Consider the following 18823-nt stretch of genomic DNA (forward strand, 5'->3'; position numbering starts at 1 on the left):
TCCTGAACGCGCTTCCCGGTCCGACCGGTCCGACTCCCCTACGCGGGCTCCAGGCCCCCCGCGGCCTCCGCGTAGCGGTTGTGGCACACGGGGCACGACAGGTCGTCGGCGAGGCGTTCCCCGCAGGCGCAGACCCAGCCCTTGCGGCGCGCCGGGTTGCCCGCCACGAACGCGTGCGCGGGCACGTCCTCGGTGATCACCGAACCGGCGGCGGCGAACGCGTAGCCGCCGATCTCGATCCCGCACACCACGACGGTTCCCGCGCCGAGGGAAGCGCCCCGGCGGACGGTGGTGGACAGCAGGGCGTCCCCGGTCCGGCGGATCGCGGCACGGGGACGCAGGTCGTTGGTGAACAGCACGTTCGGGCCGAGGAACACCTCGTCCTCGCAGACGACGCCGTCGAACACGAGCGTGCCGTTCTTGACCGTCACGCGGTCGCCGAGCACGGCGCCGCCCTCGACGAACGCGCCGTCGCAGACGTTGCAGTCGCGGCCGATCCGGGCTCCGGGCAGGACGTGCGCGAACGCCCACACCCGCGTGCCGTCGCCGACGTCCTCGCTCTCGCACAGGCCCGCCGGGTGGACCTGGACCCCGCTCACCGGACGGCCCCGCGGAGCACCTCGACGACCCGCTCCTGCTGGCTCGGGGTGATCTCCGGGAACAGCGGCAGCGACAGCAGTTCCGCCGAGCTGCGCTCGGTGACCGGGAAGGAGCCGCCCAGCGACGCGAACGCGCCGGTGCGGTGCACCGGGGTCGGGTAGTGGATGCCGGCACCGATGCCCGCGGCGTGCAGCTCGGCGAGCACCCGGTCGCGGTCGGCGACGCGGACCACGTAGAGGTGCCAGACCGGCAGGTTGCCCTCCAGCACGACGGGGGTGCGGACCTGCTCGACGTCCGCGAGCAGCTCGTCGTAGCGCGCGGCGGCGGCGCGGCGGTCGGCGTTCCAGCCCTCCAGCCGGGCGAGCTTGGCCGACAGGACGACGGCCTGGAGCGTGTCGAGCCTGCTGTTGAAGCCGAGCACGGTGTGCTCGTACTTGCGCGGGGAACCGTGCTCCCGCAACAGCTTCACCCGCTCGGCCACCTCGGCCGACGTCGTCAGCACCGCGCCGCCGTCGCCGTAGGCGCCGAGGTTCTTGCCGGGGTAGAAGCTGGTGGCCGCGGCGACACCGAGGCCGCCGACGGGCACGCCGCGGCGCCGCGCGCCCTGCGCCTGCGCGGCGTCCTCGACCACCGGCACGCCCTCGATCAGCTCCACCGGGGCGGCCTGGCCGTAGAGGTGCACCGGCAGGACCGCCCTGGTGCGCGGCGTGATCGCGTCGGCGATCCGGTCCGTGTCGATCAGCAGCGTGTCGTCGACGCAGTCGACGAGCACCGGGGTCGCCCCCGTTCGGGCCACGGCCTCGGCCGTGGCGATGAAGGTGTTGGCGGGCAGCACGCACTCGTCGCCGTGGCCGACGCCCAGCGCGCGCAGCGCCAGCTCGATCGCGTCGGTGCCGTTCGCCACCCCCACGCAGTGCGCGACCTCCTGGTAGGCGGCGAACTCCGCCTCGAACCGCGAGACCTGCGGCCCCCCGATGAACGCGGTGGTCTTGAGCACCTCGGCCCAGCCCTCCGCGACCTCGTCGGCGACCTGCTCGTGCTGGGCACGCAGGTCCACCAGCGGGATCTCGATCACCTGTCGCTCCTCCTGGCCGGTACCCCGACCCACGTCTGGCCTGCCGGAACATCCCGCAGGACGACGGCGCCCATGCCGATCACGGCACCGGCGCCGATCTTCACGTTCTCCCTCACCAGGGCCCCCTGACCGAGGTAGGCGGCTTCACCGACCAGCACGCCGCCGCCGAGCGAGGCCCGCCCGGCGAAGGTGACGCCGTCCTCCACGACGTCGTCGTGCGTGATCAGCACGTGCGGCATGGCCACCACGTGGCCGCCCACCTCCAGCGGCGTCGTGATGACCGCCCCGGCGAGCAGCACCGTCCCGGCTCCGAGCGTCGTGCCCGGCGGCACGGACGCCGCCGGGTGCACGACGGTGGCCCACCGGTCCTCCGGCAGGTCGAGCCGCCGGGCCAGCCGGAGCCGCGACAGGGGCCGGTGCGCGTTGGCCACGCACAGCAGCACCGCCGCGTCGGGGTGGTCGGCCAGCAGCTCCGAGCCGCCGAGCACGGGCAGCCCGTCCAGCTCGGAGCCGTGCCTGACCGGGTCGTCGTCGAGGGCGCCCAGCGGCGTCCACGTGTCCGGCAGGAGCCGGACGGCCGCGAGGACCTCGCGGGCCAGTCCGCCTCCGCCGACCAGGAGCAGGGGACGAGGTGTCACGAGAAGACCACGTCCACCCAGTAGTTGCTGCCGTTGTAGCTCGCCGTCGGGAAGCCCGACCCCGCCTGGAACACGCCGTTGGGCAGGCCCGCGCCGCTCAGCGGCGGGCTGGTGACCGGCGTCGTCTGGAAGTACCCGGCGTCCAGGGCGTAGTGGCCCGTGGTCGTCGTGTACGAGGCGACGTAGGTCGTGCCCGCGGTGATCGACACCGGGCTGCTGAACGTCAGCGTCTGCCAGCCGGTCGCGGACTCGCCGGAGAACGTCCCCGTGGCGAGCCGCTGGCCGTCCGCGGACCACAGCGACCCGGTGTGCGTGCCGGTGTTGCCCGCTCCCTTGTAGAACTTCACGCCGGTGACCTGGCCGTCGGCCGAGGACGTGAACCGGACGCCCAGCTCGTACGCGCCGTCGTCGGCGGCCGAGGTGGTCGTCGGGACCGTCGCCGAGCTGAACAGCGAGCACGGGCACGTCTGCGTGGTCGCCGCGGTGAAGGACCACGTCGTCGCGGCGGGCATCACGTTGCCGTAGGCGTCGGAGATCCGGGCGCTGACCGCGTAGCGCGTGGCGGCGGCCAGCGGGGCCCCCGGCGTCCACGAGACGGTCTTCTGGTCGCCGGACAGCGACAGCGTGCCGGAGATCCGCGCGCCACCGGGGTCGGTGACGGAGAACTGCGCGCTCGCCAGGTCGACCGGCTCGTCGAACGTCACCGTCACCGGGCTGGTCAGCCCGACCTCGGAGGCGCCGTCGAGCGGGGTGCGGCCGTTGACCACCGGCGGGTCGTTGTCGTCGTTGGGCTGGTAGACGACGTCGACCCAGTAGTTGGCGCTGCCGTAGGTCGTCGTCGGGAAGCCGGAGCCCGGCTGGAACACGCCGTTCTGCTCCTGGAGCGCGACCAGCGGCGGGCTGGTGACCGCGCCGGGCGCGAAGTACCCGCTGTTGACCGAGTAGCGGCCCGTGGTCGTCGTGTAGGACGCGGTGTAGGTCGTGCCCGCCGACACCACCACCGGGCTGCCGAACGTCAGCGTCTGCCAGCCGGTCGCGGACTCGCCGGAGAACGTCCCCGTGGCGAGCCGCTGGCCGCTCGCCGACCACAGCGACCCGGTGTGCGTGCCGGTGTTCCCGGCTCCCTTGTAGAACTTCACGCCGGTGATCTTGCCGCTGGCGGTCGGCGTGAACCGGACGCCCAGCTCGTACGCGCCGTCGTCGTCGGCCGACGGGGTCGTCGGGACCGTCGCCGAGCTGAACAGCGAGCACGGGCACGTGACCGCGCCGCTCGTGGTGAACGACCAGGTGCTCGCGGACGTCATCGGGTTGCCGTTGACGTCGGCGACCAGGACGCTGGCGGTGTACCGGGTTCCCGGCACCAGCTTGCCCGAGGGCACCCACGTCACGGTCTTCTGGTCGGCCGACAGCGACACCGTGCCGGTCAGCTTCGCGCCCCTGGGGTCGCTCAGGGAGATCTGCGCGGAGGCGGGGTCGACGGCCTCGCCGAACGTCGCCGTCAGCGACGTCGTCTGCGGGACGTTCGTCGCGTCGACCGCGGGCGTGCGGCCGGTCAGCTCGGGCGGCGTGGTGTCGCCGTTCAGGCCGTTGCGGTAGATCACGTCGACCCAGTAGTTGCTGCCGTTGTAGCTCGCGTTCGGGAACCCGCCGCCGCTGCCGTAGCGGTAGACGCCGTTGCCGCCGTCCACACCGGTCGCGAGGGCGTGCAGCGAGGCGTGGTCCGCGCTCTGGCCGTTGAAGTACCCGCCGCTGACGGAGTACCGGCCGTTGGGCGCGTAGTAGGACACCACGTAGGTCGTGTTCGGGTTGACGACGACCGGGTTGGCGAACACCAGCTTCTGCCAGCCGGACGCCGACTCCGCGGTGAACGTGCCCGTGGCGAGGAGCAGGCCGGTGGACGACCAGAGCGACCCGGTGTGCGTGCCGGTGTTGCCCTCGCCCTTGTAGAAGCGGACGCCGAGCACCTCGCCCTTGCCGTCGAACCTCACCTTGGTGCCCACCTCGACGGCGGACGGGTCGCCCGCGTCCTCGGCCGCCGGTCGGGCGAAGTCGTCCCACACCGTGCACGGGCAGGTCGCGGGTCGCGGCGAGCCGGTGGTGAAGGACCACGTGGCGGGCTGGGGCAGCGTGTTGCCCGCGGCGTCGGCCACCTGGAGCGTCGCCGTGTAGGCGGTCGCCGCGACGAGCGGCTGGCTCGGCGTGAACGACGCCGTGCGGCCGTCGGGGGACACGGCGGACGAGCCGGTCACCGCACCGGACGGACCGGTGAGGGTGTACTGCACCGACGCGGGCGCGACGGCCTCGTCGAAGGTCGCCGAGACGGTGGGCGTCAGCGCGACGCTGCCCGCCCCGCTGCCGGGCGACGTGCCGGTCCTCACCGGGGCGCGCAGGTCGGGGCCGGGGTCCGGTGCCCAGACGACGTCGACCCAGTAGTTGGTGTCGCCGAAGGTCTGCGTCGGGAAGCCCGCGCCGAACTTGAACACGCTGTTCGGCCCGTCGACGCCGCTCTCCAGACCGGTCAACGGCTCCAGGTACGCCTTCTTGCGGAAGAAGTACTCCTCGTCGTAGGCGAAGTGCCCGGTCGGCGTGAAGTAGGAGGCGATGTAGGTCGTGTTCGCCGCCACCGCGACCGGCGACGGGAAGCTCAGGGTCTGCCAGCCGCCCGCCGACTCGTTGGTGAAGGTGCCGGTGGCGAGCAGCGTGCCGTCCGTGCCCCACAGCGAGCCGGTGTGCGTGCCGGTGTTGCCCGCGCCCTTGTAGAACTTGACGCCGCGGACGTAACCCGCCGTGTTGCTGCGGAACTTGACGCCCAGCTCCAGCTGCGAGCTGTCGTCGGCCGAGGTGTTCGTCGGCACGTCCTGGCTGCTGAAGATGCCGCACGGGCACGTCCGCGCGGACACGCCGGGCGAGGCCGAGACCGGGGCGGAGAGGTTCGCCGAGTCGTCGACGGCGCGGACCCGCAGCGCGGCGGCCCCGGCGGCGGGCGGCGTGTAGGTGTAGCTCCAGGTGGTGCTGCCCGCCTCCCAGACCGCGGGGTGCCAGCGGGTGCCGCCGTCGGTCGAGACCTCGACGCCGCCGACCCGGCCCGCCGCGTCGACGACGGTGCCGGAGAACGTGTACGGGAGGCCGACGGTGGACCCGGCGGGCAGGTTCGTGACCGTGACCGCGGGGGGCGCGGTGTCGGTGCTGGCGGTCGAGGCGACCAGACCGGGCTGGAGCGTGGCGGCCGTGACGCCCATGTCGGCGAGGAAGTTGACCGTCGCCTGCTTGATCCGGACGTCCGAGGTCGGGGTGTTGGTCAGGAACGCGTGCTCGTCGTCGACGCCCCAGGCCCACTGGACCGTGCCCGCGCCGAACACCAGGGCACCGCTGGCGTGCTTGTAGTAGGTGATCGCGTGCGTCTTGGTCGCGGAGCCGTAGACGTCACCGTGGTTCTTCAGCGCGTAGTAGCCGTCCAGCTCCACCGTCGTGCGGGAGAGCTGCGCCACGCCGGGGGGCTGGAACCCGTTGTCCTCCACGGTGTTCCACTCGTAGCCCAGGGTGCCCGGCTGGAAGGTGTAGGTCTGCCCGGCGGGCAGGTTCGCCAGCGGGGTGTTGCGCCACAGCCGCATCTTGCCGTACGCCGCGGGCACCTGGAGGGAGTCGTCCCTCCTGCCGTTGACGGTGAAGATGTTGCCCAGCAAGGCGTTCTCCGGGCGACCGCCGTCCTGCGGTGGGCTGAAGCGGGGGTCGCGCCAGGTGCCGGTCCAGTCGGCGAGCTGGTCGTTCTGGGTCCCCTTGGTCTCCTTGAAGCAGGCGATCGTCCGCCAGTCGGTCTGGCTGGTGTCGATGCTCTTCTCCCAGCGGGTCTTCCAGAAGATCTCGTTGCCCGTCAGGAACGCCATGTGCACACCGGCGTCGCGGGCCGCCTCGACGTTGGCGCGCTGCTCGTTGGACCAGTACTCGTCGTGGCCGACCGCCATGAACACCCGGTGGTTCTTGATGAGGTGGCCGCGGCGGGCGGAGTCGACGTCGGTGGTGTAGCTCATGTCGTACCCGTTGGCCTCCATGAAGCGCAGCATCGGGTACTCGGCGTTGAAGATGAAGTTCTCGTCGCCGTCGCCGCCGGTGTAGGGGCGGTTGTAGCTGACCTTGTAGGACGAGCCGCCCTGGCCGGGGCCGTCGCCGAAGTAGAGGCTGTTGCCGCCGTAGCGGTTGTAGGCGACCCACGTGGCGTCGGAGGTCTGGAAGAGCACCTTGGAGTGGCTCGTGTCGTCCCGGACGACGAACACGATCTCGTTCTCCGCGCCGGTGTCGTTGCGGTGGGTGCGCGCGTAGTAGATGCCGGACACCGCGTTGGACGGCACGGTCCAGCTCACCGAGTTGGACCAGTTGCCGCAGTCGATCAGCGCCGTCGGCCCGTCCCTGAGGCAGGGCGGCTGGTTCTGCGCGGTGTTGCGGGTGACCGTCCCCATGATCCGCGCGCCGACGCCGCCGTACCAGCCGAGCCGGTAGATGTCGATCTTGTACGACGACGCGCTCGTCAGCATCTTGAAGTCCACCACCCCGCCGGGGGTGGTGCTGATGTCCGTGGTGAAGCCCAGGATCGAGTCGTCGCGGTAGGGCGCCTGCCAGTCCGGCGTCCCCGCCTGCGTGTTCTCGCACGCGATCTTGTTGACCACCGGGGCGTCGCACGGCGCCGCGCTCGCCTCCGGCGCGTTGAAGACCCCCAGCACCACCATGCAGGACGCGAGCACGGCCGTCACGAGGAGCATCCGCACGACACGCGAGTGCTGGGCCACCATGAGGTTCACCTCTCGAACGAGAAACACGTTGGGTAGTCGCGTCCACACTGGACCGGACAGGTGATCGCCACTACTCCGAACGTCGAACGGGGGGAGACTGTCGTTACACCCCATGGCGAACCGTTATCCGTGAACCGCTTCGCGGCCGCGGTCAGCCACGGCGGGTGACGAGGGCACCCGCGAGCGTGGAGGACAGCGCCTCCACGACGGCCTCCTGCTCCACGCCGGTCATGTCGTGGAACAGCGGCAGCACAAGGGTCCTGGCCGTGAAGGCCTCGGTCACGGGCAGCTCCGCGGCCGGGTGGTCCCGGTACGCGGGCTCCAGGTGCGAGGCCATGATCCCCCGCCGCGCCGACACCCCGCGCGCGGCGAGTTCGGTCAGCACCTCGTTGCGGGACAGGGGAAGCTCGTCCGGCAGCCAGACCCAGAACGACTGGTAGTTCGTGGTTCCCCACTCCGGGTCGCGCACCACCCGCAGCCCCGGCACGTCGGCCAGCATCGCGTGGTAGCGCGCCGCCAGCTCGCGGCGGCGCTCGACGATGGCGTCCAGCCTGGACAGCTGCACGATGCCGACGGCGGCCTGGATGTCGGTCATCCGGTAGTTGAACGCGGTTTCGAGGTACTCCTCGACGATCGCTCCCCCACCGCTGTGCCGATCGGCGGCGCTGACGCTCATCCCGTGCTCGCGCAACCGGCGCGCCCGCGCCGACCACTCCGGGTCGTCGGTCGTGAGCATCCCGCCCTCGCCGGTGGTGATCAGCTTGCGCGGGTGGAACGACCACGCGGCCATCAGCGCGCCGGTCCCGACGGGAGCGCCCCGGTAGGTGGAGCCCGCGGCGCACGCCGCGTCCTCGACCACCGGGATGCCGAGCGGACCGCAGAGCGCGCGCAGCGCCTCGACGTCCGCGGGCACACCGGCCTGGTGCACCACCAGCACCGCGCGGGTGCGGTCGGTGATGACCGGCTGGACGGTCTCGGCCGTCAGGTTGCCGGTCGTCGCGTCCACGTCGGCGAAGACCGGTGTGGCCCCGCAGTAGCGGACCGCGTTGGCGGTGGCGATGAACGACAGCGACGGCACGACCACCTCGTCGCCGGGACCGATGTCGAGCAGGTGCACCGCGAGGTGCAGCGCGGTCGTGCACGACGACGCGGCCACCCCGTGCCGGGCTCCGACGCGGGCGCTGAAGGCCTCCTCGAAGCTCGCGACCCTCGGTCCCTGCGCGACCCAGCCGGACCGGACCGCCTCCGCGGCGGCCAGCGCCTCCTCCTCGCCGAGGAGGGGCCTCATCACCGGGATCATCGGCCGGTCTCCGCGCGCCACCACGACACCAGCTCGCGCAGGCCGTCGTCCATGCTGATCTCCGGCTTCCAGCCGAGGTCCCGCGCCGCGGCGGAGATGTCCGCCAGGCGCCGGGTCACGCCGTTCACCTTGCGCTCCGGCCCGTGCTCCAGCGGGAGGTCGGAGTCCATCGCGCGCAGCAGCGCCCGCGCGAGGTCCGCGAGGCTGGTCTCCTGCGAGCTGGCGATGTTGTAGACGGTGTCGGTGACGTTCGCCCGCGCCGCCAGGACGTTCGCGCGGGCGATGTCGTGCACGTGCACGAAGTCCATCGTCTGCGCGCCGTCGCCGAAGATCAGCGGGGACTCGCCGTCGGAGATGCGCTCCATCCACCGGATGAGCACCTCGGTGTAGAGGCCGTGCGCGTCCATCCGCGGCCCGTACACGTTGAAGTAGCGCAGCGCCACGTAGTCCAGGCCGTTCATGGCGTGGAAGCTGCGCAGCATCCCCTCGTTGAACGCCTTGGCGGCGCCGTAGAAGGTGTCGTTGTTGTACGGGTGGTGCCGCTCGGTGGTCGGGAACGTCTCGGCCAGGCCGTAGACGGACGCCGACGAGGAGGCGACCACCTTCTTGACGCCCGCGGCCGCGGCGGCCTCCAGGACCGTGAAGGTGCCGTCCACCAAGCACTCCAGCGCGAGCCGGGGCTCCTCGGCGCACTGGGTGATGCGGATCGCGGCGAGGTGGAAGACGAGGTCGATCCCCTCGGACAGCTCGCGGACCAGCGCGCGGTCGTTGATGTCGCCCTCGACGACCGTCACCCGGTCGTCCGCCGCGGCGACGGCGTCGGCGAGGTTCTCCCTGCGGCCGCGCACGAAGTTGTCCAGCACGACGACCTCGGACACCCCCGCGGCGACCAGCTGGTCGACCACGGAGGACCCGATGGTCCCCGCTCCGCCGGTGACCAGCGCCCGCTGACCGGAAATGGGCTGGGTCATGAAGTCGTGCCTCCACTGGTGGTCGGTGCGTCGACCTGCTGGACGGGGACGAAGGACCCGCCGTTCGCCAGGCTCTCCGACGCTGCTTCGAGGATCGCGAGCACGCGCAGTCCAGCGCGGCCGTCGGTCAGCGGCGGGCGGCCCTCGGCGATCGAGGCCGCGAACTCCGCCATCACCCCGCGCAGGGCCTCGCGCTCGGGCAGCGCGGGCGCGACCATGTCGCCGGAGCGGTAGGAAATGATCTTGTGCTCGCGCTCGCGGTCGACGCCCCTGTCGTAGACGGACAGGCGCTGCGTCGGGTTGAGGTCGTCCCACACCACCGTGCGGTTGGACCCGCCGATCACCATCGTGCGGATCTTGGTGGGGGACAGCCAGTTCACGTGCACGTGGCTGATGGAACCGTTGGACAGCCTCATGGTCAGGTGGGCGACGCACGCGTGGCCCGCGCCGATCGGGTCCGAGCCGTGCGCGGACACCTCGACCGGGCGGACGTCGTCGGGGAGGATCGCCTCGAAGATCGACAGGTCGTGCGGCGCGAGGTCCCACAGGACGTCGACGTCCGGCTGCACCAGACCCAGGTTGATCCGCACCGAGTCGATGTACTGGATCTCGCCCAGCTCGCCGCCGCGCACGAGCTCGCGCAGGTGGCTCACGGCCGGGGTGTAGCAGAAGGTGTGGTCGAGCATCAGGGTCAGGCCGCGGCTCTCCGCGGCCTCGACCAGCTTGCGGCCGTCGGAGAAGTTCGCCGCGAGCGGCTTCTCCACCAGCACGTGCTTGCCCGCCTCCAGCGCGGCCATCGCGACCTGCAGGTGGGTGGCGGCCGGGGTCGCGATGGCGACGGCGTGGACGTCGGGGTCCGCCAGCACGTCGTCGAGCGAGCCGGACACGGCGACCGTCGAGTACTGGCCGAGCACGCGGCGGGCGCGCTCCACGTCGAGGTCGCACAGGTAGCGCAGGTCCAGTCCGGGGGTCGCCTGGGCGTTGCGCACCAGGTTCGGGCCCCAATAACCCGCGCCGATCACGGCGATGCCGATCGGCGTCACGTCTTCCCTTTCCATCAGTAAGCTCCCTGGCCGCCGAAGACGGCGCGGAAGGTCTTCCACAAGATGAGAGCGTCGAGGGCGAGCGACCAGTCCTCGACGTAGCGCAGGTCGAGTCGCACGGACTCCTCCCACGAGAGGTCGCTCCGGCCGCTGACCTGCCACAGCCCGGTGAGCCCCGGCTTCACCAGCAGGCGCCTGCGCACCTCGGGCGCGTACTTGGCGCTCTCCTCGGGCAGCGGCGGCCGGGGGCCGACCAGCGACATGGTCCCGGTGAGCACGTTGAGCAGCTGGGGCAGCTCGTCGACCGAGTAGCGGCGCAGCAGCCTGCCGACCCTGGTCACGCGGGGGTCCTTGCGCATCTTGAACAGCACGCCCGAGCCCTCGTTGACGGCCGCCAGCTTGGTGCGCAGCGCGTCGGCGTTCGTGACCATGGTGCGGAACTTGATGATCGTGAACTCCGCGCCGTCCTTGCCGACGCGGCGCTGCCGGTAGAACACCGGGCCCCGGCTGTCGATCATGACGGCGGCGGACACGACCAGGAGCAGGGGGGCGAGCGCGAGCACGAGGACGAGGGCGCCGACGCGGTCGACGCAGCCCTTGACGACCCGGCGGAAGCCGGTGAACGAGGGCTCGCTGACCCGCAGCAGCGGCATGCCGAGCACGCCGGTCACGTGCAGGCGCGGTCCGGCGAAGTCCATGAGGGCGGGGGCGACGACCATCTCGGTGCCGGTGCCCTCCAGGTCCCACGCGAGCTGCTGGAGCCTGCGGGGCGTCCAGTAGGCGTCCGGGGTCACGGCGACGATGCGGTAGCCGCCGCGGCGGACCTGCTCGGCGAGGTCGCGGAAGCGGCCGACGACCGGCACGCCCTCCATGTCGATGCCGAGCGCGGCCCGGCCGTCCAGGGTGCAGATGGCGTCGACGCGCCAGCCGAGGTGGGGGGCCTTGCGGGTGCGGGTGATGAGGTCCCCGACCGTGGCCACGTTCCCCGCGGCGAGCACCGGCAGCAGGCAGCGTCCTTCGGAGCGCGCGCGGTGCAGAGGCCTGCGGAGCAGGTAGCGGAGGGGGAAGACGACGAGGGCGATGGCAGGTCCGACCACGAACACCCAGAGGCGGGCGCCGGGGATGTCCACCGCGAGGGCACCGAAGCCGAGCACGACGACCGACGCGAACAGGCCCTTCCCGAGGCGGCGGAACTCCTCCGCGCCCTGGCCGAGCACGTTCGGGCTCCACACGCGGCTCAGGTACAGCGAGCCGAGCACGGCGGCGACCGTCAGCAGTTCGAGCGTGACGATCGACATCGGCACGAACGCGCTGTGCCTGGACGCCATCAGACCGCCGAAGGACACGATGACCAGCACCGTGGCCAGGACGTCACCGAGGATGACACCCCCGCGGTACCGCGACTCCCACGCGGCCACCGGCGGGTGCGTCTGCCTCGACGACTCCATGCTGGTAGGAGTGATCCCCACGACGGGTCTCCGTCGTGTGGGCTGGACCTGCTCGCTCATCGTGGTTCTCCCCCGGTTCAGCCGGTTCGGACGTGCACGTTCGCAGGGCATCCCCGAGGACCCGCGTGGTACGGCAATTGGTTGACCGACACTTCGCACATCGCCAGGGCACCTTTTCCCTTGATGAACCGGCGCTTGCAAACCATCATTCGCTCGGCCGCCCGTGGGCGTTACACACGGAGATAGTCGAGAGGAAGAAATGTTGCGAAGTGACTCGGCCGGTCCGCCGAGTGACGACGGGTGACGATCCATTACCAGGTGAACGCACGTTAGACCAAACTGACGCCGAGTCCTAGTCCCAGTCTCTGAAATGTGACCGAACGAGCCGGGTCGCACGACATATCGTTCACCGCCGACAACCCGTTACACCCACTGTGAGTAGAGTTCACCCGGCCGGCCCACCGCATCGGACAATGGGCCGAAAGGCCCTTGTCCAATCAGGACACCTCCGCCGCGTGGTCACCCATTCACGCAGCGGAGGCAGCTATTCAGACCAGTCGCCCATAGCGTTCTCGTAACCGTCGAAGAAACGCCACCGCCCGGTTGGCGCAACGCGCGGTACGCGGACGATCACGGGTTTGTCGGCAGATGTGGCGTACGTCATCCCTCAGACTCGTGAATCCGCGTCCTCCGCACGGGCGGTGTTTCGCGGCGGCGTTGAGACGGATGGCGCCTTGCGCGACGGGGGCGGGATAGGGGGCGGACTCCAGCGGGAGATGTATTGGTCTCGGGCCTTTTTCCGGGGTGCCGCTCGTCGGTGGACGGCATTGGTACCTCCGGACGACAGGACGGCACCGGGGGCGCGCGGACGAGTGGCGGTCGGATTCATCGTCCGATCCGAGCCACGGGGTGGTCCCGTTGGCGGCCCTCGACGTGAGTACCACTCGATGTCGGGATGGGAATGTCGATCACGAACGTCGAGCCCGGCCGAACGGGAGTGGTCCAGCCCGCGCGCCGATCGTCGGTCCGGGGTTCGACGGCGTCGCGAAGAACGGGAACGCTCCCCTGAGGGCGGCGGGCACGCCGAGCAGCCCGGTCCGCCGGGGCGGTGCGGGCCGTGTCCGTCGGATCGCGAGCGGGCCGGTGCCTACCCGGCCGCGTGCAGACGGGCGCGTTCGTCGCCCACCGCGACCACGTCGCCGTCGTGCAGCTGGGCCCCCCGACGGGTTTCCAGGCGGCCGTTGACCATGACCTCGTCGGCGTCGATGAGCTCCTTGGCGTGCGAGCCGTCCTCCGCCAGGCCCGCGAGCTTGAGGAACTGGCCCAGCCTGATCATGTCGTCGGCGATCTGCACGTCTCGGATGGGCGGCTTGGTCATCCGCACATGGTACGACTTGGTCATGAACAAGTGGGTGTCCGTGGTGGTCGGCGTGGTGCTCGTCCTGCTGGGCTCCGTGTGGACCCTCCAGGGGTTGAACGTGATCAAGGGCAGCTTCATGACGGGCCAGCAGCTGTGGACCGCGATCGGACTCCTGTCCGTCATCGCGGGGCTCACGCTGGCGGTGGGCGGGCTGCGGAAGAAGCCTTCCAGGTAACCAGGAAAACACCAGGTCGAAACCTGTTCGCAACGAGCGGTCCCCGCCTGCGTCTACCGTTGTGCGACGGACGGTTCACGCTGGGTGGCAACGTGGTGGTCATGGGTGACGGCGCGGAGTTAGGCGCGTCCGGTGGGCGTGGGCGCCGCCGGACGTCGCGCGGTGCGGTGGGACGGACCGGGGCCCGGTTCGGGTCGCCGTCGCTGCGGCGCGAACTGGAGGAGGACGCGCCGGTCGAGCACGTCCCGGAGCACCTGGAGCCCCCGAAGCCGCGCCGGGCCCGGCGGTCGCTGAGGGGCGAGGTCGGGCAGACCGGGGCCCGGTTCGGGTCAGCGTCCGTGCGACGGGCGCTGGCGGAGGAGGCGGAGCCCGAGACCGTCGAGGTGACGGCGCCGATGCCCGCGCCGGTCGCCTGCGCGGAGCCGATCCCGGAGGAGCCCGATCCGGACGGGTTCTCCTACGAGGAGAACGGCAAGTCCCTCGTGCGGCCGTACGCGTGGACCGGCGGGCGCACGACGGCGACCGTGGACCTGCGGCTGGAGACGCTGATCTCGGTCGACGGGACCGGTGGGGCCGCGGTCCCGTCGTCCACGACTCCCGAGCAGCGGGCGATCGTGGAGATGTGCGCGCGGCCCCGCTCGGTCGCCGAGGTGTCGGCCGTCCTGGCCATCCCCCTGGGCGTGGCGCGGGTGCTGCTGAGCGACCTGGTCGAGATGGGCGTCGTGTCGGTGCACGAGACGAACGGCGGTTCGGTCGGCGGCCATGCCGACCTGGCGCTGCTGGAACGGGTTCTGAGCGGTCTCCGCCGTCTGTGAGGCCTATGATCTACCTCCGGACGAGGTAATGCCCAGCTACCGGCGGTGATCATCGTGAGCGACGGCGCCCGCTGGAGCGCGGGGGCGGTGGCGCGCACGCTCGGCATCTCGCCCACGACGCTGAGGACCTGGGACCGGCGCTACGGGCTCGGCCCGCGCACCCGCGAAGAGGGCAAGCACCGCCGGTACGACGACGTCGACGTGGCCACGCTGCGGCGGATGCTGGAGCTGACCGGCCAGGGCGTCTCGCCCGCCGCGGCGGCGACCATGGCGCGCGGCGGAGCGGGCCCCGTCCCGGACGTCCACGACTTCATCCGCGCCGCGACGCAGCTCGACGCGCCGAGGCTGGGCAGGCTCGCGACCGAGCTGATCGGCGCGCTGGGCGTCGTCGACGCCTGGGAGTCCGTGCTGACCCCGTTCCTCGTGGAACTCGGCGAGCGCGCCGTGGAGGAGAGCGGTGGCGTCGGGGTCGAGCACGTCGCCAGCAACGCGCTCCTCACGGTGCTGCGCCGGGTCGGCGATCCCCTCGAAGGCGGCAGGCTGCCCGCGCTGATGGCCGCCGCGCCCGACGAGCAGCACACGCTGCCGCTGGAGGCGCTCGGCGCAGCGCTGGCCGAACGCGGGTGCGCGTCGCGCAACCTCGGGGCCCGCGTCCCGGCGGGCGCGCTGCTGGCGGCGCTCGACGTGCTCGCCCCGCGGTGCGTGGTGCTGTGGGCGCACGACACCGCCCGCGCCCGCCTCGTCCCGCTGGCGAAGGTGGCCGCCACCAGGACGATCCTGCTGCTGGGCGGCCCCGGCTGGGACCGGGTCGCGCTGCCCGCGGGCGTGCACCGCGTCCACACCCTCCACGGTTGCGTCGACGAAGTCCTCACCCATTCCGGTCGCTCAAGTTGAAACGATTTTGAATCGAATTTATGGTGGTGACCACCGGCCGAACGAGGATGTGGTCACATGCCAGAGTTGTCCCGGCTGCCCACGCCGGTCACCGAGTCCTGGGACTGGCAGCTGCGTGGCCTCTGCCGCGGGGTCGACAGCTCGTTGTTCTTCCACACGCCGAACGAGCGGGGCACCGCCCGCGAACGCCGCGAGTCCAGGGCCAAGGAGATCTGCGACCGCTGCCCGGTGCGGCGCGAGTGCCGCGAGCACGCGCTCACGGTGGAGGAGACCTACGGCGTGTGGGGAGGCCTCGGGGAGAGCGAACTGCGCAGGCTCATCTCGCTGAGCCACAGGCGCGCGTGACCGGGGGCCGGGAGCGGAACCACGGGCGCGCGTGACCGGGAGCGGAACCACGGGCGCGCGTGACCGGGGGCCGGGGAGCGGCGGGCCGGAGGTGCGGCCACCCCTACCGGTCGAGCGCCGCGCGCAGTTCCGCGAACGCGTCCCCGAGCGCGGGGAGCTGGTAGTGCGCGTTGAGCCCGCTCGGGTTCGGCAGGACCCACAGGCGGCTGTCGGCGATCAGCTCGTCCTGCGGGCCGATCGCGGCCTTCTTCCGACCGAAGGCCGTGCGGTACGCGGTGACGCCGACGACCGCGATCATCGTGGGCCGGTACCGCTCGGCGACGGCGGTGAGCCGCTTCGCGCCCGCGCGCAGTTCCGCGTCGGTCAGCTCGTCCGCGCGGGCCGTGGCGCGCGGCACCAGGTTCGTGATGCCGAGGCCGTGCGCGGGCAACTGGTCCTGGTCGGCGGGCGAGAGCAGCGTGGGCGTGAAGCCGCCCAGGTGCAGCGCGGGCCAGAAGCGGTTGCCGGGCCTGCCGAAGTGGTGGCCGGTGGCCGCGGAGTAGAGGCCTGGGTTGATGCCGCAGAACACGACGTCCAGACCGGGGGCGAGCACGTCCGGGAGCAGCTTGTCCCGCGCGGCGGCCAAGTCGTGGCGCATGGGTCCATCATCCACCACCCCTAGTCGGCCGTGGACGATCAGGGGTTGTCGGGACCGCCGGGCCGCGCCAGCCTGGTTGCGACGCCGACCGAGGAGTGTTCGACATGAGCTGGTTCCCCCGAGTGCTCGGGGCGGCGACGGCCGCCTACAGCGCGGCCGTCATCGCCAGGCCCGAGGTGCTGACGACGCCGACGGGGCTCGGCGACACGCCCGCCACCCACGCGTTGACCGCCGCCGTCGGCGCGCGCGACCTCGTGTCCGGGCTGGCCGTGGCGCTGGCGCCCGCGGGGGCACCGCTCCGGCTCGCGCTGCTGGCCCGTGTCGCGATGGACGTCGGCGACGCCGTGCTCGCCCTGTCCGCGCCGGACAGGGCGACCCGCAACAAGGTCGTCGCGGTCGCACTCGGCTGGGCCGCGGTCAACGCGCTTGCCCTGCTCGCCACCCGCGAGAAGCCCTCGGACGAGGCCCACTGGGAGTGGAACCCCCGGTGGTCGGACCCGAGCTACTGGGCCGACCCGGCGAGCTGGGAGCGCGAGCGCGGCGACCAGGCCGTGTAGCCCGCGCGCTCGGCGTCCTCGACGGAGCGGAACCGCACGTCGCCCTTCATCCGCCGGTAGTACGGCGAGGTCTCGGTGTGGAAGATCCCGGACTTCGAGTTGCCCTTCACCGGGAGGTCCACTTCGGACTCCTCGCGGTCCACTTCGGACCCAAGTGCCTCATCCCTCGGCTCGGGCACCACGACGACCGACCGGGCGGGCAGGGCCACGACCGGACGCCGGGTGGCGTCCAGGTCCGCGCGCAGCTTGCGGGTGACGGCGCGCATGGGCAGCCAGGTCAGCAGCGACCCGACGAGGAACGCTCCCGCGCACAGCACGAACACCTGCGTGAACAACCAGAGCACAGCGAACTCCTAGCGAACGGTGATGTCTACCTGACGGGTGGTGTCGGTGAGTTCGGGCGCGGTGTCGATGCTGACGGCCATCTCCACCAGGGCGGGCGAGACACCCTGGCCCAGCACCACGTCGCGGACCATGCGCGCCCGCGTCTCGGCGAGCGCGCGGGCGTCCGGCACCTCCGCGGAGGCGTGGCCGCGCACCGTCACCGTCGCGCGCGGCGCGACCAGCAGCATCCGCGCCACGCGCTCGATCAGCACGGGGCCGTGCCCCTGCCAGTCGGTCGACCCCGGCTGGAACCGGACGCCGCCGTTGCCGCCGACGAGCCTGCCGATGGAGTCGTTCAGCGCGGCCAGGTCGAGTTCGCGGTCGTGGTTCGACGACCCCACCGCGATCGCCTGCTCCACGCGCAACTCCCCCGCGGACGCCGCGAGCAGCCGCTGGAACGCCGTGGCCCTCTCCTGGTCCACGACGGTGGCGCGGGCGGTCAGCCCCCCGCCGCGCACGACGCCGCTGAAGTCGTGCACGCCGTTGTCCACCACCACCGCGACGATCGACGCGGCCTGCTCCGCCGAGACCGGCAGCCTCGTCCCGGCCCTGGGCGACATCACGTCGGTGATCCGGTAGCCGTTCGCGCGGGCGGTCACGGCGTCCACCAGCGCCCGCCGCTCGTCGGCGTCGGAGGTCGTGCCCGCGAGCACGACCTCGTCGGCGCGCACGAAGACCGAGAAGTCGCCCGGTTCGGCGTCCTGGAGGGTCACCGCCGTCACGCCGGGGACGGCGGCCACCAGGTTCTGGACCCTGGCCGCGTCGCGGGGGACGACACCGGTGACGGTGACGCCCAGCCCGTCGACCGAGACGTCGTTGCCCGGATGGCCCGACTCGTCGATGGCGTGGGTGACCCGGTCGGCCAGGTCGCGTTCGATGCGGTCGCCCTGGATCGCCACGCCGGTCGCCGCCAGCAGGGCGGGCACGAGCACGGCGCCGAACAGCCAGAACCGGTGTGGTCGGGGTTTCAACACCGGGCGTTAGTACCCGATGGCGGTGTCCGATTGCGAACCGCGAGTGGCGAAAACGCAGGACGTGGCTGGGAATTCACTCGTCAAGGTGACAGGAATCAGCCATGTTGATGATCAACATCGGGTGGCGGGACCAGCGGCGCTGTGCGCGCCACCCGTGCGTGGCCGTCCGCCCTACCCGGTTCCCGACCTGGCTCGCAGGTGCGCCCGTTCACCCTGCCTGCCGAAGAGGCTGAGGACCTCGACCGGAGTGGCGTCCGCGCTGCCGAACCAGTGCGGCACGCGGGTGTCGAACTCCGCGGCCTCGCCGGGGGTCAGGACGAGGTCCTGGTCGCCGAGGACCAGCCGCAGCCGCCCGCTGAGGACGTAGATCCACTCGTAGCCCTCGTGGGTCTTCTGCTCCGGCACCGCCGAGCCGTGCGACGGGATGAGCAGCTTGTAGGCCTGCACGCCGCCCGCGCGGCGGGTCAGCGGGACCATGGTCATGCGACCGCGCGTGACCGGGCGCAGGTGGATCCTCGGGTCGCCCGTGGGCGGGGCGCCCACCAGCTCGTCCATCTGGACCCCGTGGGCCTTCGCCAGCGGCAGCAGGAGTTCCAGGGTCGGGCGGCGCTGCCCCGACTCCAGGCGGGACAGGGTGGACACGGAGATGCCCGTCGTCGCGGAGAGGTCGGTCAGGGTCGTCCCCCGCCGCTTGCGCAGGGCCCGCAGCCGGGGACCGACCGCGCTCAGCACCGAGTTCAGTTCGTCGTCCACCCCGTCGAGC

The 18823-nt window shown here is 71.9% G+C and carries 18 protein-coding genes; 5 read left to right on the top strand and 13 right to left on the bottom strand.

Going from position 1 to position 18823, the window contains the following annotated elements; all coding sequences use genetic code 11:
* Window positions 1–38: 38 nt before the first annotated feature.
* The 9 genes from AC156L_RS15840 to AC156L_RS15880 all read right to left on the bottom strand — a co-directional run bounded on the left by AC156L_RS15840 (window position 39) and on the right by AC156L_RS15880 (window position 13237).
* On the bottom strand, window positions 39–599 hold the full coding sequence (locus tag AC156L_RS15840; protein WP_330880410.1) for an acyltransferase: 561 nt from the start codon (window positions 597–599) through the stop codon (window positions 39–41).
* Window positions 596–1675, bottom strand: coding sequence for a DegT/DnrJ/EryC1/StrS family aminotransferase (locus tag AC156L_RS15845; protein WP_330880412.1), 1080 nt, complete (start codon window positions 1673–1675; stop codon window positions 596–598). Before AC156L_RS15845 ends, AC156L_RS15840 begins: the two co-directional genes overlap by 4 nt.
* The gene (locus AC156L_RS15850; protein ID WP_330880415.1) at window positions 1672–2313 is read right to left on the bottom strand and encodes a NeuD/PglB/VioB family sugar acetyltransferase; all 642 of its coding nucleotides are present in this window, start codon (window positions 2311–2313) and stop codon (window positions 1672–1674) included. Before AC156L_RS15850 ends, AC156L_RS15845 begins: the two co-directional genes overlap by 4 nt.
* A complete protein-coding gene (locus AC156L_RS15855; RefSeq protein WP_330880417.1) occupies window positions 2310–7097 on the bottom strand; it encodes a DUF4082 domain-containing protein in 4788 nt (1595 codons plus the stop codon). Before AC156L_RS15855 ends, AC156L_RS15850 begins: the two co-directional genes overlap by 4 nt.
* Before the next feature lie 151 nt (window positions 7098–7248).
* Window positions 7249–8385: a DegT/DnrJ/EryC1/StrS family aminotransferase gene (locus AC156L_RS15860; protein ID WP_330880419.1), complete on the bottom strand. Its 1137-nt coding sequence runs from the start codon at window positions 8383–8385 to the stop codon at window positions 7249–7251.
* Window positions 8386–8393: 8 nt separating this feature from the next.
* Window positions 8394–9368, bottom strand: coding sequence for an SDR family NAD(P)-dependent oxidoreductase (locus AC156L_RS15865; RefSeq protein WP_330880421.1), 975 nt, complete (start codon window positions 9366–9368; stop codon window positions 8394–8396).
* A complete protein-coding gene (locus AC156L_RS15870) occupies window positions 9365–10426 on the bottom strand; it encodes a Gfo/Idh/MocA family protein (protein WP_330880422.1) in 1062 nt (353 codons plus the stop codon). The genes AC156L_RS15865 and AC156L_RS15870 overlap by 4 nt, the downstream gene beginning before the upstream one ends.
* Entirely contained in the window at window positions 10426–11859 is a 1434-nt protein-coding gene (locus AC156L_RS15875) for a sugar transferase (RefSeq protein ID WP_330880536.1), read from the bottom strand. Before AC156L_RS15875 ends, AC156L_RS15870 begins: the two co-directional genes overlap by 1 nt.
* Window positions 11860–13006: 1147 nt before the next feature.
* Window positions 13007–13237, bottom strand: coding sequence for an RNA-binding S4 domain-containing protein (locus AC156L_RS15880; RefSeq protein ID WP_330880424.1), 231 nt, complete (start codon window positions 13235–13237; stop codon window positions 13007–13009).
* 22 nt (window positions 13238–13259) lie between these two features.
* Here AC156L_RS15880 and AC156L_RS15885 point away from each other — a divergent pair, with 22 nt between their 5' ends.
* From AC156L_RS15885 to AC156L_RS15900, 4 genes are all read left to right on the top strand, one after another.
* Window positions 13260–13454 (top strand): hypothetical protein, encoded by a 195-nt coding sequence (locus AC156L_RS15885; RefSeq protein ID WP_330880426.1) that lies wholly within the window; start codon window positions 13260–13262, stop codon window positions 13452–13454.
* A 167-nt stretch (window positions 13455–13621) separates the two neighbouring features.
* The gene (locus AC156L_RS15890; RefSeq protein WP_330880428.1) at window positions 13622–14269 is read left to right on the top strand and encodes a DUF742 domain-containing protein; all 648 of its coding nucleotides are present in this window, start codon (window positions 13622–13624) and stop codon (window positions 14267–14269) included.
* 45 nt (window positions 14270–14314) lie between these two features.
* The gene (locus AC156L_RS15895) at window positions 14315–15163 is read left to right on the top strand and encodes a MerR family transcriptional regulator (RefSeq protein WP_484406966.1); all 849 of its coding nucleotides are present in this window, start codon (window positions 14315–14317) and stop codon (window positions 15161–15163) included.
* Window positions 15164–15220: 57 nt separating this feature from the next.
* Entirely contained in the window at window positions 15221–15508 is a 288-nt protein-coding gene (locus tag AC156L_RS15900) for a WhiB family transcriptional regulator (RefSeq protein WP_330880432.1), read from the top strand.
* Between the two features lie 103 nt (window positions 15509–15611).
* Here AC156L_RS15900 and mug read toward each other — a convergent pair whose 3' ends face one another.
* The gene (gene mug / locus AC156L_RS15905) at window positions 15612–16145 is read right to left on the bottom strand and encodes a G/U mismatch-specific DNA glycosylase (protein ID WP_330880434.1); all 534 of its coding nucleotides are present in this window, start codon (window positions 16143–16145) and stop codon (window positions 15612–15614) included.
* A 104-nt stretch (window positions 16146–16249) separates the two neighbouring features.
* Here mug and AC156L_RS15910 point away from each other — a divergent pair, with 104 nt between their 5' ends.
* On the top strand, window positions 16250–16702 hold the full coding sequence (locus AC156L_RS15910) for a hypothetical protein (protein WP_330880436.1): 453 nt from the start codon (window positions 16250–16252) through the stop codon (window positions 16700–16702).
* Here AC156L_RS15910 and AC156L_RS15915 read toward each other — a convergent pair.
* From AC156L_RS15915 to AC156L_RS15925, 3 genes are all read right to left on the bottom strand, one after another.
* Entirely contained in the window at window positions 16648–17046 is a 399-nt protein-coding gene (locus tag AC156L_RS15915) for a sunset domain-containing protein (protein WP_330880438.1), read from the bottom strand. The genes AC156L_RS15910 and AC156L_RS15915 overlap by 55 nt on opposite strands.
* 9 nt (window positions 17047–17055) lie before the next feature.
* The gene (locus AC156L_RS15920; protein WP_484406967.1) at window positions 17056–18057 is read right to left on the bottom strand and encodes an OmpA family protein; all 1002 of its coding nucleotides are present in this window, start codon (window positions 18055–18057) and stop codon (window positions 17056–17058) included.
* 174 nt (window positions 18058–18231) lie between these two features.
* Entirely contained in the window at window positions 18232–18813 is a 582-nt protein-coding gene (locus AC156L_RS15925) for a helix-turn-helix domain-containing protein (RefSeq protein WP_330880442.1), read from the bottom strand.
* Window positions 18814–18823 lie beyond the last annotated feature (10 nt).

The sequence above is a fragment of the Umezawaea sp. genome (assembly GCF_057122925.1).